Origin of the sequence: Buttiauxella brennerae ATCC 51605 (genome assembly GCF_001654925.1) — a bacterium.
Lineage (GTDB): Bacteria > Pseudomonadota > Gammaproteobacteria > Enterobacterales > Enterobacteriaceae > Buttiauxella > Buttiauxella brennerae.
Genome location: NZ_LXER01000017.1, coordinates 437,802 through 450,959 on the forward strand (window position 1 = coordinate 437,802; position 13,158 = coordinate 450,959).

General features: G+C 48.6%; 10 protein-coding genes and 1 pseudogene. 2 read left to right on the forward strand and 9 right to left on the reverse strand.

Features of this window, described 5'->3' with window-relative positions; translation table 11 throughout:
* Window positions 1-6 precede the first annotated feature (6 nt).
* The 5 genes and pseudogenes from M975_RS10290 to cutC all read right to left on the reverse strand — a co-directional run bounded on the left by M975_RS10290 (window position 7) and on the right by cutC (window position 5,349).
* The gene (locus tag M975_RS10290) at window positions 7-1,443 is read right to left on the reverse strand and encodes an AMP-binding protein (protein WP_064559108.1); all 1,437 of its coding nucleotides are present in this window, start codon (window positions 1,441-1,443) and stop codon (window positions 7-9) included.
* A complete protein-coding gene (locus tag M975_RS10295) occupies window positions 1,440-2,561 on the reverse strand; it encodes an MBOAT family O-acyltransferase (RefSeq protein WP_064559109.1) in 1,122 nt (373 codons plus the stop codon). Before M975_RS10295 ends, M975_RS10290 begins: the two co-directional genes overlap by 4 nt.
* 127 nt (window positions 2,562-2,688) lie before the next feature.
* Window positions 2,689-3,828 carry a D-alanyl-lipoteichoic acid biosynthesis protein DltD gene (locus M975_RS10300; RefSeq protein WP_064559110.1) on the reverse strand — a complete coding sequence of 380 codons (1,140 nt, stop codon included), beginning with the start codon at window positions 3,826-3,828 and terminating at the stop codon, window positions 2,689-2,691.
* A gap of 318 nt (window positions 3,829-4,146) precedes the next feature.
* Window positions 4,147-4,509: pseudogene (locus tag M975_RS10305) on the reverse strand (DUF1003 domain-containing protein); the annotation flags it as partial.
* Window positions 4,510-4,599: 90 nt separating this feature from the next.
* Complete coding sequence (gene cutC, locus M975_RS10310; protein ID WP_064559111.1) at window positions 4,600-5,349, reverse strand: copper homeostasis protein CutC; 750 nt, start codon at window positions 5,347-5,349, stop codon at window positions 4,600-4,602.
* Window positions 5,350-5,497: 148 nt separating this feature from the next.
* On the opposite strand from cutC, the gene M975_RS10315 reads away from it, so the two are divergent.
* Window positions 5,498-6,640, forward strand: coding sequence for a MalY/PatB family protein (locus M975_RS10315; RefSeq protein WP_064559112.1), 1,143 nt, complete (start codon window positions 5,498-5,500; stop codon window positions 6,638-6,640).
* A 74-nt stretch (window positions 6,641-6,714) separates the two neighbouring features.
* Here M975_RS10315 and M975_RS10320 read toward each other — a convergent pair whose 3' ends face one another.
* Window positions 6,715-7,278 carry a VOC family protein gene (locus tag M975_RS10320; protein ID WP_064559113.1) on the reverse strand — a complete coding sequence of 188 codons (564 nt, stop codon included), beginning with the start codon at window positions 7,276-7,278 and terminating at the stop codon, window positions 6,715-6,717.
* A 249-nt stretch (window positions 7,279-7,527) separates the two neighbouring features.
* On the opposite strand from M975_RS10320, the gene argS reads away from it, so the two are divergent.
* A complete protein-coding gene (argS, locus tag M975_RS10325; protein ID WP_064511961.1) occupies window positions 7,528-9,261 on the forward strand; it encodes an arginine--tRNA ligase in 1,734 nt (577 codons plus the stop codon).
* A gap of 46 nt (window positions 9,262-9,307) precedes the next feature.
* Here argS and lpxA read toward each other — a convergent pair whose 3' ends face one another.
* The 3 genes from lpxA to M975_RS10340 form a co-directional block, all read right to left on the reverse strand.
* Window positions 9,308-10,099 (reverse strand): acyl-ACP--UDP-N-acetylglucosamine O-acyltransferase, encoded by a 792-nt coding sequence (gene lpxA / locus M975_RS10330; protein ID WP_064559114.1) that lies wholly within the window; start codon window positions 10,097-10,099, stop codon window positions 9,308-9,310.
* A 298-nt stretch (window positions 10,100-10,397) separates the two neighbouring features.
* Window positions 10,398-11,537 (reverse strand): beta-galactosidase BglB, encoded by a 1,140-nt coding sequence (gene bglB, locus M975_RS10335; protein ID WP_064559115.1) that lies wholly within the window; start codon window positions 11,535-11,537, stop codon window positions 10,398-10,400.
* A complete protein-coding gene (locus M975_RS10340; protein WP_064559116.1) occupies window positions 11,537-13,126 on the reverse strand; it encodes an MFS transporter in 1,590 nt (529 codons plus the stop codon). Before M975_RS10340 ends, bglB begins: the two co-directional genes overlap by 1 nt.
* Window positions 13,127-13,158: the final 32 nt, after the last annotated feature.

Consider the following 13,158-nt stretch of genomic DNA (forward strand, 5'->3'; position numbering starts at 1 on the left):
AGATTATCAACAGGTACGAGCCTGCGCATCGAGTAATTTGCGGTCAATCTTCCCGTTAGGGTTGAGAGGTAATATGTCCATGACGACAATCTGAGATGGCACCATATAAGACGGTAACGTTTTGGTGAGATTAGCTTTGATCTCTTTCTCAGAAAGCGATGAAGAACAAAAAGCAGCAAGACGCAGAACGGCCCCGTCTTTTTTCGTCAGCGGTAACACAACCGCTTCGCTAATTCCTGAAAGCGCTAACAGGCGGTTTTCGATTTCATGAATTTCAATGCGATAACCGTTCATTTTAATCTGGCTATCGTTGCGCCCCTGGCAATATAAATGCTCTTTATTAATACGCCCAAGATCGCCCGTTTTATAGCCACGCCACTGTTTGCTCTCATTCCATAACAGTTTCTCGCTATTTTCTTTCGCCAACCCGAGATAGCCACGCATGACGTTCTTACCCCAAATAATTAATTCATTATCTGCGGTTATTTCCATTTCAGAATGCGGCATCATCTGGCCAATTGGCAGAAGATCACATTCGCTTTTAAGCATTTCATCGCTGATTTCAACGACCGTCGTGGCAATGGTCGCTTCCGTCGGGCCATAAGAATTGAGTATTTTGGCTTCAGGAAAAAGACGACGTAGATGCTTTACCAGTGCTTTACTGAGAACTTCACCGATAAAAATAAAGACTTTCAGGTCCGTTAAATATTCAGCACGAAATTCGGGAAGTAGCAGTTTTTGATATGCAAAAGAAGGGGTCGAAACCCAGGCAGAAACCTTTTTCTGCTTTAACGTCGCCAGCCAGTTTTCAGCTGCGATATCCTCTTTTGCGTTAAGAACGATATGCCCGCCAGTCGCAAGGTTTCCCAGCAGTGGAATTAAAGACAGATCGAAGCTAAATACCGCATGGTTCATCAGCACCGGGGTTTCAGGCAGAGAAAAATCACTGCGCACCCACAGCATGAAATTCCATACACTTTCACGGCCAATCTGCACCCCTTTTGGTTTACCCGTACTGCCTGAGGTAAACATAATGTAGGCTAAATCCTGCTGTTCCAGTTCTTGAGCCTCGATACCGGTCGCCACAAAACAACGCAGCCTGACATCATAATAGTAAGGCGCACTGGCTAATTCACAGATCTCTTTCAGGCGTTCTGCCGGGTAGATATTATCCACCGGGATATAAGGAATGTTATTGAGCAGGCAGCTATAAATAGCGCAGGCAAATTCCGCTTGCTGGTGACCATAAAGGACAATGGGTATATTTGGGGATAAATTTAGCCCGGCGAAGCGCGCCTTCCAGTCAACTACGGCTGAGCTGAGCTCCTGCCAGGTCAGGCTATTATCACTGCCAGTGATTGCTAATTGGTGACCGTTTTGTGGTTCAAGTAAAACCGCCTGCAGATAATCATTGAGTTGTTGTAAATCAGAATTATTAATCATACTGGAGACATTCCACTAAAAATATAAAGAGAGACTGCCGCACTTGCTAAGGTTAAAACCCGCCCCGTCAGGACAATCAGTGGTTTTTGTAACCAGCTGGTCATTCGTGGGCTACGCTTTGCAAGCCAAAGAATCATATTGTGGATAACGGAAATACCGCCGAACAATGCACCACTGACAACATAATTAAGCTCGAGGCCATTCCAGGCGCCCATACAAAATAATGTGCAAAAAATACCGATGTTTTGTGCCGTGACTTTATGGTTTCTGAAGAAATCTATCTTCATCAGATTCATATAAATCGGCATAAAGACCACATCACGAAGCCATTCCGACAGGCTAATATGAAACCTGCGCCAGAAATCCTGCGGGTTCTTTGCCAGTAACGGCAGGTTAAAGTTGGCGGGAAGATTGAGCCCGAACAAACGCCCTGCACCAATCGCCATATTGCTGTAGCCGGCAAAATCGAAATAAAGATAAAAGCTATAGGCCAGCGACATCACCACCCAAACCGTCAAGGTAACTGGACGGTGACTCCAGTGGCTGATAATGAAATTATCAATCAGCATCGCAAACAGAAACTTCTGCACGATGCCATAGAATATTTGCTCCATTGACTGCAAAAAAACCGCAGTCGTGAGGCGAAAATTGGGTTTAGAAATATCCTGTACCCAACTACGCCAGCGGTACATCGGCCCCGCCAGAATAATGAAAGGTAAAAAGAGATAGCTAAAATACTGGAAGAAATTACGGGAGTCTTTCTTGTTGCGATAGAGTAAAACATCTACCGCTCTGAAGGTCATAAATGACAACCCGAGCATACCCCAGTGGTTATTTAAATGTAGTTTTACCAGTATCAGTGGCAGCAAACTCAAGATGACTGATTGCCAGGTTTTAAGCCATGTTTTGTCTTTTAATGTGGCGATGGTATACAAATAACCAAACATTAAAATGGGAATAGTGATCTGGCTTTTGAAGACATATCCCCATACGGCAAACAGCGCAAAAGCAGAAAACAGTGACGCATAAGTCAGGCGGTTGCCCAACAGACGGTTAGCTGCTGTAAAAAGGAGCGAACTGGCAAATAACACAGCAAAGAAAGGTGCGCTTGTGTACATTCTCTTATTCCTTAAAACTGCTGGTATTCAAAATGCAGCTTCAGATTCATGCTGTTATCAATTGATGACCAGGCAACAATGGTGATCATCAAAAAGAAATAGAGGAAAAAGAGTCGAATCGCTTTTTTCATTTGTTAAATGCCTCTGCAATATAATGGTCCATTGCGACCCATGCTAATTCGGTTGGATGAAGACGATCCCAATTCCATCCAGGTTGATATATTTGGTCGTACATATCAAAATATGGAATATCATATTTTTTCAGTGTCTGTTGGATGAAGCGATCGGTCGGCTGGAATTTTTCAGTATTCTTTAAAGCCCACGAGTTGAGCGGATCGATAATCACGACTACATTGACCTGGCGCTCGTGCAGCAGCTTTATCATCGCTGTAAACGCCTCTTGTTCTGGATGCGATGGAGGCGCGGTATACCAATCTTCTACTGTTTTATCGTCTGCAAATATGTCTTTATCCATCCATAACGTGGCCGCACTTTCATGACGAGCACGATTCAGTTGTTGGGCCAACTGCAATTCAGCGTTCCAGTCAATATTCGACCAGCTATCGCGGGGTGCAGGCCACGGCTGCATATTCGATTGACCAAAATGGGCAAATGACAAGAAATAATTTCTGATCAATTCACAGAATGATGAGAACTGATATTTAATTTCGCGCCAGACAATTTTGTAATGCCAGCCAAAAATGTGCATCTGGCTAAACGTCAAATGGTCAACATCTTGCGGGTCGATATGGGTTAAATAGTGGGTCAAGATGGGATGCATTGTTGCATCCGACATCAATGGTTTAAATACCGAGTCAGGGAAATGATCAGCGAAAATTGTTGGTGGGATGCCATCAAAAAAGAAACTATCAGGTGACAATAACAACACCAGTTTCGTTTTTGGCGACAGTTCTTGTTTAAAGCGCGTCAACAAAGCAAGCTGCGTCATGTTATCGACAAAGCTGTCACCGTAGGCAACGGTCGGTTGATGCAGTTTTGTATTGAAGAAATTATAGACCGCAAAATGCTCATCTTCAGAGGTTGAAACTTCCGATGCCCCGAGGAAAAATATCGCATTACCATTTAAAGCATGCGAAATGGTCGCCATTTTCTCAGACTGAACTTTGCGCGTGCCTTCCATTGTTTTAATGAGTGGTTGAAATTTTAGCGCAGGTTGTAAGCTATTAATAAATGGCGGTAGGGTTAAGACCAAAGCAGCAAGGATCGCCATGGAAACATGCAATAAAATAGCTTTATTTATTTTCATAATAAACACAACTTTGTCGACACTAAATAAAAATAGAAAATATTATTCTATCAACATTCTTAAATGGATTTTAATAATAAAGAAATGAACTACTCTATTCCTTGAGTGATTGGTATCCGTATGTAACGCTTTGTACAATGCAGCAATTTCGAAATACGTGGTTAACAATTTCACCACATAACGTAGGCAGGATAGAGTGGGCATTGTGCCATGTAAATATGAAGGAATTATGGTGAATTTTTGTAGAACTGATGCTGGGTCAAGGGAAACTGAAAGCCCGCAAAGGGCCCATAGCCACAGGAAAGAGTTACCGTATTTCTATTTAATTAATTGCTTATGCAGTTGATCTGTGATGATTTCGATACGTTCTGTTAGCTGCTTAGTCACGTTAGTCAGCTCAGTATTCATCTCAATCAATTTAATCATCTGTTCGGCTTGTTCGGCCGCAAATTTTAATCGTTTTTCATTTGCTTGAGCTAAATCTTCACGGTGTAATGCATCGGCTTCCCCGTGCGCTTTATCCCTTTCCGCCTGGCGTGTCTGGGCCAGCAAAATGAGTGGCGCCGCATAAGCGGCCTGCAGACTGAATGCCAGGTTCAGCAAAATAAAGGGATAGAGATCAAAATGGCTCACACCCGTCACGTTGAGAACTATCCAAACTAAAACGATGATATATAGATAAAAAAAGCCCCAGCAAAACGCCGGGGCCTGGTACGAGCTGCATCACATGGGCGACATGATGCGCGGTCAAAAACGGTTAGCCTTTATGCTTCAAGTTGCCGATTCGCTGGCAACCAACACGGCTTTCATTGCCGCTACCACATCGCCATCAACGCAGTAACGGTTAAACTCATCAGCTTCCGCATCGGCACTCATCGACACACCCGCTTTACGGTAACGCATCGGTGACGGTACGGTTTGCCCGGCGGAGCTGTGCATTTCGTCAATGCCTTGATCGACAAACTTTTTCAAGTTGCTCAATCTCACACCCGCACCCGCCATAATGATTGGAGCACGGGATTGCTGTTTTAGTTCCCTAAGGAGTGAAAGTCCTAGCTCAGCATTCTGTTGTTGGCCCGAAGTGAGGATGCGCGCCACACCTAATTCGGTAAGTTGCTCCAGCGCCTGATGGGGGTTATGGCACATATCAAACGCGCGGTGGAACGTCACGGCCATCCCTTTAGCCTGCTCCATGACTCGCTTCATGCGCGGCATATCGATATGCCCCTCGCCATCTAACATACCGATTACCAGCCCCGGATACCCCAACTCACGCACGAACGCGATATCTTCAAGCATGGTGTCAAACTCGGCGTCGGTGTAACAAAAGTCACCGCCGCGCGGGCGAATAATCGGATGCACGGGAATCGAAACCCGTTCTTTAACTTTACGCAGCACCCCGGCTGAAGGGGTTAAACCGCCCTCTTTGGGTGCTGAACATAATTCAAGTCTGTCCGCTCCGGCAAGTTGCGCTGTGACTGCACAGTCAATTCCATAACAACATATCTCAAGCAAAGGCATTGATTACTCCTTAAAATCTTTAGCCTGGCGGTTGTGCCAACTGTTCAGAATGATAATCTGAAACCGCGATCACAAAAAGGTAGCTGTGCTCTGAATCATTCGAGTTGCAGCCAACACCCATGCAACTTGAAATATGACGAGTACAATCATGGCATTCAATTTTGATGAAGGCATCGACCGCCGTCACAGCGACAGTTCGAAGTGGAATAAATTTGGTGATGACGTGTTGCCTATGTGGGTGGCAGATATGGATTTTCGTTCACCACCCTGCATTCTCGAAGCCCTGCATCAACGGGTTGAGCATGGCGTTTTTGGTTACGGCAACCGGCCGCAAGAGTTAGTCGATGTTGTGGTTGAAAGAATGGCCAACCGTTACCAGTGGCAGATTAAACCTGAATGGATTGTCTTTTTACCGGGCATTGTCGCCGGTTTGAATTTGAGTGTTCGTGCCTTCACAACGCCTGAAGAAACTACCATCGCGCCAACGCCAATTTACCCGCCATTCAGAAAGTCATCGGCCTTTGCCAGCCGTCCACAACTCAATGTGCCCTTGCGCCTTGAAAATAGTCGCTGGGTGATGGACTTACAGGCAGTGGAGTCACAGCTCACCGGCAAAGAAAAATTGCTGATGTTGTGCAACCCGCAAAACCCAGGCGGCACCGTCTACACACGTGAAGAACTTGAGCAGCAACTGGCGTTCGCCCAACGCCACGACATGATTGTCTGCTCAGATGAAATTCACTGCGATTTGTTGCTCGAACCGGGCGCGAAACATATTCCTTTCGCCACACTCAGTGCTGATGCCCAGCAACGTTCGATCACCCTGCTTTCGCCATCCAAAACATTCAATATTGCCGGGCTGGGCGCTTCACTGGCCATTATTCCCGACGCGCAATTGCGTAAGCAGTTCAATACGGTAAGGGATGGGATTGTGCCGAGTGTCGATGTCCTGGCACTAACTGCCGCCATCGCTGCATGGCGCGATGGCGAGCCGTGGTTGCAGGAGTTACTGCCGTATTTGCGCCGCAATCGCGACACGCTGGTGAGTGCTGTTAACGCTATGCCAGGTCTTAAAATGACATCACCACAAGCCACTTATTTGGGATGGGTGGATGCCAGCGCTTTGCCGGTTGAAAACCCGACGCTGTTCTTCCAGAAAGCGGGTCTGGGTTTTTCTCCTGGTGCTGATTTTGGAGAAGCGAAATTCGTGCGCATCAACTTTGGCTGCACGTCTGCAACGCTTGAAGAAGCCATTAAACGTATGGATGCCGCGGTGAGAACGGTCTTGTAGAAAGGGGGATAAACGCCACGCCACCCAACAATTCATGTGCTTTATCGGGTGGCGTTTTACTCTTATCTGTTCGGCTAATCTTGTTCGCTGGCGACAATCTCTTCAATAGACCACGGGTGGAATTTAATGGTGACTTTGCCGTCGGTCACTGCAAGCGTTGGGTTTGGCAGGCGCTCACGCTCACCTTTTGGCGAACTGGTTTTCACCGAAATCCCCGTCTGGCGTAAACCCGCATCAGACATCAAATCCAGCGCGCGTGCATTCAGCGTTTCAGGTTCTCCCGGTAATACTATCTCTACGTGCTCCCAACCTTCGTGCGGGTAACGTTTTTCACCCGGCCACGGCAGTTCAACCACGCTAAATTCCCAGTGCGCAACACACACCGGCTCGTTGAGTTTAAACAAGCAGATAGGCCGATCGTTGATGATGTTTTCCGACAGCAACGTGCCGCATTTTTCTAGCCCCGTGCGCCAACGCTCAGCCGACGTATTTTGATGGCAGCGCAACGAAATGTGATCGGCCACCAGCGGTGCGATTTCAAGATCAAGCCGCGCGGCAAGTTCTGTTAACGCTTGTGTAAATCGCGGGAGATCCGCTGAAATATCATGCAGTTCTTCAATTGTCTGCCAGTTGGCCATCAAGCTTTCCTCTCAAGTCACGAATGCGGGCTAATCTACCAATTCAGGCCGATATCACCAACACCCGAAACGGGGCTATATTTCTGAATGGTTATTCACTATACCGTTGATATTAGTCCAGGGCGCACGGGGCAAGGCTTTTGCTGACTAAGGCGGGTAAATACAGTTATACTTACGCCCTAATTTTATCCCCAACGATACGGCTGCTGTAAATTACTGGCGGCCCCAAGAAAAATGTAAGGTATCCAGGTGAATATTCAGGCTCTTCTCTCAGATAAAGTCAGTCAGGCACTGATTGCCGCAGGTGCGCCTGCGGATTGCGAACCACAGGTTCGTCAGTCAGCAAAAGTTCAGTTCGGCGACTATCAGGCTAATGGCGTGATGTCAGTTGCGAAATCACTGGGCAAGCCACCACGACAAGTCGCAGAGTTGGTCATTGCCAATCTGGATTTGACTGGAATTGCCAGCAAAGTTGAAATCGCCGGCCCAGGCTTTATCAATATTTTCCTCGACCCTGCTTTCCTGGCTAAAAATGTCGACGAAGCTGTTGCTTCTGACCGCGTTGGCGTGAATACCGTTGCGCCACAAACGATCGTGGTCGACTATTCCGCACCAAACGTAGCGAAAGAGATGCACGTGGGTCATATCCGCTCCACTATCATTGGTGATGCTGCGGTGCGTACGCTGGAATTCCTCGGCCATAAAGTTATCCGCGCCAACCACGTGGGTGACTGGGGCACGCAGTTCGGGATGCTGATCGCGTATCTTGAGAAGCAGCAGCAAGAAAACGCAGGTGAAATGGCGCTGGCCGACCTGGAAGAGTTCTATCGTGCAGCCAAGAAACACTACGACGAAGACGCAGAATTTGCGGAACGTGCTCGTGCATACGTCGTAAAACTGCAAGGCGGCGACGAATACTGCCGTGAAATGTGGCGTAAGCTGGTCGATATCACCATGACGCAGAACCAGCAAACCTACGATCGCCTTAACGTGACGCTGACCCGTGACGACGTCATGGGTGAAAGTCTTTATAACCCAATGCTGCCAGGCATCGTGGCAGACCTCAAGGCGAAAGGTCTTGCGGTCGAGAGCGAAGGCGCAACCGTGGTTTACCTGGATGAGTTCAAGAACAAAGACGGCGACCCAATGGGCGTCATCATCCAGAAAAAAGATGGCGGCTATCTCTACACCACCACCGATATTGCCTGTGCGAAATATCGCTATGAAACCCTGCATGCAGACCGCGTGCTTTACTTTATCGACTCCCGCCAGCATCAGCACCTGATGCAAGCATGGACCATCGTGCGTAAAGCCGGTTACGTTCCAGAATCTGTCACCCTGGAACACCAGATGTTCGGCATGATGCTGGGCAAAGACGGTAAGCCGTTCAAAACCCGTTCTGGCGGCACGGTAAAACTGACCGATCTGCTCGACGAAGCCATGGAACGTGCTCGTAATCTGGTGGCAGAGAAAAACCCGAACATGCCTGCGGATGAGCTGGAAGCGTTAGCGAAATCTGTCGGTATTGGCGCAGTGAAATACGCCGACCTGTCGAAAAGCCGCACCACCGATTACATCTTTGACTGGGATAACATGTTGGCCTTCGAAGGCAACACTGCACCGTATATGCAATATGCATACACTCGCGTGCTGTCTGTGTTCCGCAAAGCTGAGATTGATGAAGCTGAGCTGCTCAAAGCGCCGGTAGTGATTCGTGAAGACCGCGAAGCACAGTTGGCTGCACGCCTGCTGCAATTTGAAGAAACGCTGAACGTGGTTGCGCGTGATGGTACACCGCACGTGATGTGTACTTACTTATATGACGTGGCAGGCCTGTTCTCTGGCTTCTACGAGCATTGCCCGATTCTGGCAGCCGACTCCGAAGAAGCGCGTAACAGCCGCCTGAAACTGGCTCTGTTAACCGCGAAAACGCTGAAGCTGGGTCTGGATACCCTGGGTATCGAAACCGTAGAACGTATGTAATAGCAAAAAGCTCGTCGCCTGATGCGACGGGCTTTTTCAAATCACATTAGCGAACAATTCCCCGCGCTGACCGCGCAAAAAACCGATCATAAAGGCCAATCACCGGGAAATCACTTTCCAGTATTTTCAACGACCTTTTCACTTCTTCTATCGACAATGCCTGGTTGTAAAACCGCTCATACATTGCGTAAATCAAATCCTGTTGCTCTTTATCTAACGCCTGGAACACGCTCGACTCAGCAGCAATCCCCTTCGGCACCGCATGGTTCCCACCTGCCATCACAAACGGCGGCACATCCTGAACCACACCTGACTGATCGAGAATTTTAACTCCGCTTCCCAACATGCAGAATTGGTGGATAGCACACATAAAACCCACCTGCGCACCATCATCAAGCTCAACGTGCCCGGCAAGCCCGCTGTTATCACCAATCATAGTGCCATTACCGACGACACAGTCATGACCGATATGTACGCCATTGAGAAAGCGATTGTCATTGCCGATGAGCGTGGCGCTAAGCCCCTGAACCGTTCCACGGTGAATAGTGGCATTTTTACCGAACTGATTTCGGTCGCCAATCATTACCGTTGTGGGTTCACCCGCGTATTTAAGGTCTTGATTCACTTCACCTATGGACGAAAACTGCCCGAAAGTATTGTGACAGCCGATTGTTGTCAGGCCGGTAATCACCGAGTAAGCACCGACAACAGTTCCTTCGCCTATGACGACGCCTGCGGAAATAACACAAAACGGGCCAATACTCACATGCGCACCAAGCACCACGCCTGGTTCGACAACGCTATTACTGGCCACCCGGGCTAACGGGGAAATAGACATCAAATTATCCTGATGACGGCACGAAACGGAGAACGCCAGTCATCGTTTGGTTATTAATCCAGAGTCGGGATCAACAAGAAAAGAGGGGCCGAAAGGGAAGCTCCGCTTCGCCATTCGCATAATCGTTAAGGAGGGTAAAAACCAGTGAAGGGCTTATCGACAGCGGCAGCATAATGAATTGCACGGCACAATACGCCATTTATTTATTATTAAATTGGAGGAACTTTATCGGACTTGCTGGCAGGTTTGATTTAGCAGTAGTTTGCAGGCCCGGTTCTCCCAGGCCTGCCGTGTGGGCTTACAAATAAATTCGCAGATATTCACCTAAACAGAGTATCGCCATCGCCTGTCCATAGGGCATAGAAGTCAGCGGGATCTGGCGATAAAACTCCAGATTGCTGCCCATTCCGGTACCAAATGAAACCTGCAACAACTCCCCTTCTGCCGAGATATTTTTGACGATACCTTTCATCGCCTTTTCCGCTACATCTACATACTCTTTGCCTATATAGCGCTTACGAATGCCTTTCAGAATGCCGTATGCAAAACCGGCTGTCGCGGATGCTTCCAGGTAGGAGTGCGGGTCGTCGAGCAGCGTGTGCCATAAACCGCTGTCGTCCTGGCATTTCGCCAGTGCCGCCACCTGACTTTCCAGCACCTGCACCAAATAACGGCGCACCGCATTGTTTTCAGGCAAATCCACCAGCTCCAGGAAATCTGGAATGACGATAGTCAACCAGCTATTACCACGTGCCCAACGCGCCTGCGCAAAGTTATGGTTGCCTTCATAGTTCCAGCCGTGGAACCACAGCCCGGTTTCCCGGTCCATCAGGTTCTGAACATGCAGTAAGAATTGGTAGGTCGCTTCTTCCACGTATTCAGGGCGGCCCAGCAGCTTGCCAATTTTCGCCAGTGGTAACACAGTCATCATCAGCGTGTCGTCCCACATTTGCTGATGGTTCTCTTCGGCAAGGGTTATGTGCTGCATGCCGCCGTGCTCGGTGCGCGGCATCTCGTACATTGCCCACTCAGCCCAACTTTCAAGCCAGGGTAAATACGAAGGATCGCGCGTTTCTTCGTAGCGATAAGCCAACGTCAGGAACGGTGCCATGGTATTGACGTTTTTGGTGGTGGCCCCTTCAGCAAAACGATCGGCAAACCAGCCATCAATAATCTCACACATCTTCTTATCGCCCGTCTGGCGATAGTACTGATACATGCCATACAGACCCACACCGTGCGTCCACTCCCAACCCGCCCAACCTTTGGTATCAATGACTCGTCCGTCATCCAGTCGCAGCAAGAATTGGCCCGTTTCATCCTTAATGTTGATCAGATTGTCCGTCACCTTGTGGATCAGGGTTTTCAGCTCATCCCGGGCAATAAAATGCTCCGGCTGGCACAGTAAAGGGCTGTGTTTGACGGGGTAAATAATCATTAACTTAACCTCTGTGATGTATGCGAATTCATTTCACCAGCCTGTTTAAGCGAAGGTGCCGCAGGCTTATTACGATTGAGATAACCAATATTGTTGTTGCCCCAGAGCGTGTCGTACGGCATACCCGCCAGCAATTCGACGGTAGCGCGCGCTTCAGGGGTGGTGGCTTCCGGAACCGGACGGCCTGCCGCACGCATCTTCGCTGTCTCTTCACGAAGCACGCTGTGCGTTTGCAAATTGAGTTTAAAGCGCAGGGACACTAAGAAACCGCATGCCAGCACCGCAACGGTACCAAAACTTAAAATCATCAAAATGGTGTGACTGACCGCAGGAGGCTGTGTGGTCTGCCCGGATACAAAGCCGGAAAGTTGCATCACAATGCCCACCAGCATCACGGCACCCGCCTGAGATGCTTTACGCGTCAACGTCATGATCCCGGCGAAAATACCTTCGCGACGCTGCCCGGTTATCACTTCATCAACATCAGCAATATAGGTATAGGTATTCCACGGCACGTAGTTGATACCACCGCGACCCAGACCTGCGATTGCAGAAACCAGCATCAGCAGTGAGAAGACATCGCTTAAACCTGCGTAGTACAGCACGGCATAAGAGATAGAACTCAAACCAAATAGCACGACAACCATCCGATACGACGGGGCCGGGCCGTATTTAATACACAGTGGGATCATGCCGATAACCGCAATAAATTGCAGAATCGCCATGGTGCCAAGCAGGCTGGAGGCCATGCTTGCGCTCTGCATCAGGACAAACACCACATAATAGGTAAACACGGCGTTGAACACGTCCTGCGCGATATAACCACCCAGGTACATGCCAAGATGCTGGCGGAAGATCTTAACGCGCAAAGTGGAGGTCAACTCGACATTCAGGCGCTTCATGCTTTGGGCAAACGTCAGTGTTTTCTTCTCTTCTTCTGCACGCAGTGCCGCTTCAGTCCAGTCTGAACGAGGGCGTTCCCAGGTGAAGAACCAGACAAATGTCAGCACGATGGCGCAGATGGTGGCGAATACCAGGCTTGAATAGAAGAAGGAAATTGCGTTGTCTTTACCGAAGTGGTTTAACAAAATACCCGGCAGGAATGCAGCCAGAATCGCAGAGAGTTGCGCCATGGAAATACGCGCGCCAGAGAATTTGGTTTTCTGTTTGAAGTCATCGGTCATTTCCGGAACCAGTGTTTCATACGGCACCAGAATCATGGTGTAGACCACGTCAAAAATCAGATACGTTACCAGGTAATACCAGTAACTCATCTCCCCTACCCACATAAAGCTGTAGCTGAAGACTAATGGGATACCGAGCAATATAAAGAACTTACGGCGGCCAAAACGCTTACCAAGCCATGTCGAACCGAAGTTATCCGTCAGGAAGCCCATCAGCGGACTGACAACGGCATCCAGCACCCTGGCCATCGCAAAGATAAACGTCGCTTCAATCGGTGAGAGGCCACAGAAGGTCGTATAAAAGTAGAGCAACCAGGCGGCGGTCAGTGCCGTCGTCCCGGCACCGAGGAAGTCCCCGGAACCGTAGGCAAGATAATTTGCCAATCCAATCTTACGTGTTTTCATTGCCGTCAAACCCCGTTGCTTTTAGTTATAGG

What these genes read in the sequence shown, in the direction of transcription:
- bglB (WP_064559115.1), bottom strand. Translation starts at nt 11,537, where the DNA reads ATGATTATTTACCCCGTCAAACACAGCCCTTTACTGTGCCAGCCGGAG.
- M975_RS10320 (WP_064559113.1), bottom strand. Translation starts at nt 7,278, where the DNA reads ATGGCCAACTGGCAGACAATTGAAGAACTGCATGATATTTCAGCGGAT.
- M975_RS10295 (WP_064559109.1), bottom strand. Translation starts at nt 2,561, where the DNA reads ATGTACACAAGCGCACCTTTCTTTGCTGTGTTATTTGCCAGTTCGCTC.
- M975_RS10300 (WP_064559110.1), bottom strand. Translation starts at nt 3,828, where the DNA reads ATGAAAATAAATAAAGCTATTTTATTGCATGTTTCCATGGCGATCCTT.
- M975_RS10315 (WP_064559112.1), top strand. Translation starts at nt 5,498, where the DNA reads ATGGCATTCAATTTTGATGAAGGCATCGACCGCCGTCACAGCGACAGT.
- lpxA (WP_064559114.1), bottom strand. Translation starts at nt 10,099, where the DNA reads ATGTCTATTTCCCCGTTAGCCCGGGTGGCCAGTAATAGCGTTGTCGAA.
- M975_RS10290 (WP_064559108.1), bottom strand. Translation starts at nt 1,443, where the DNA reads ATGATTAATAATTCTGATTTACAACAACTCAATGATTATCTGCAGGCG.
- cutC (WP_064559111.1), bottom strand. Translation starts at nt 5,349, where the DNA reads ATGCCTTTGCTTGAGATATGTTGTTATGGAATTGACTGTGCAGTCACA.
- M975_RS10340 (WP_064559116.1), bottom strand. Translation starts at nt 13,126, where the DNA reads ATGAAAACACGTAAGATTGGATTGGCAAATTATCTTGCCTACGGTTCC.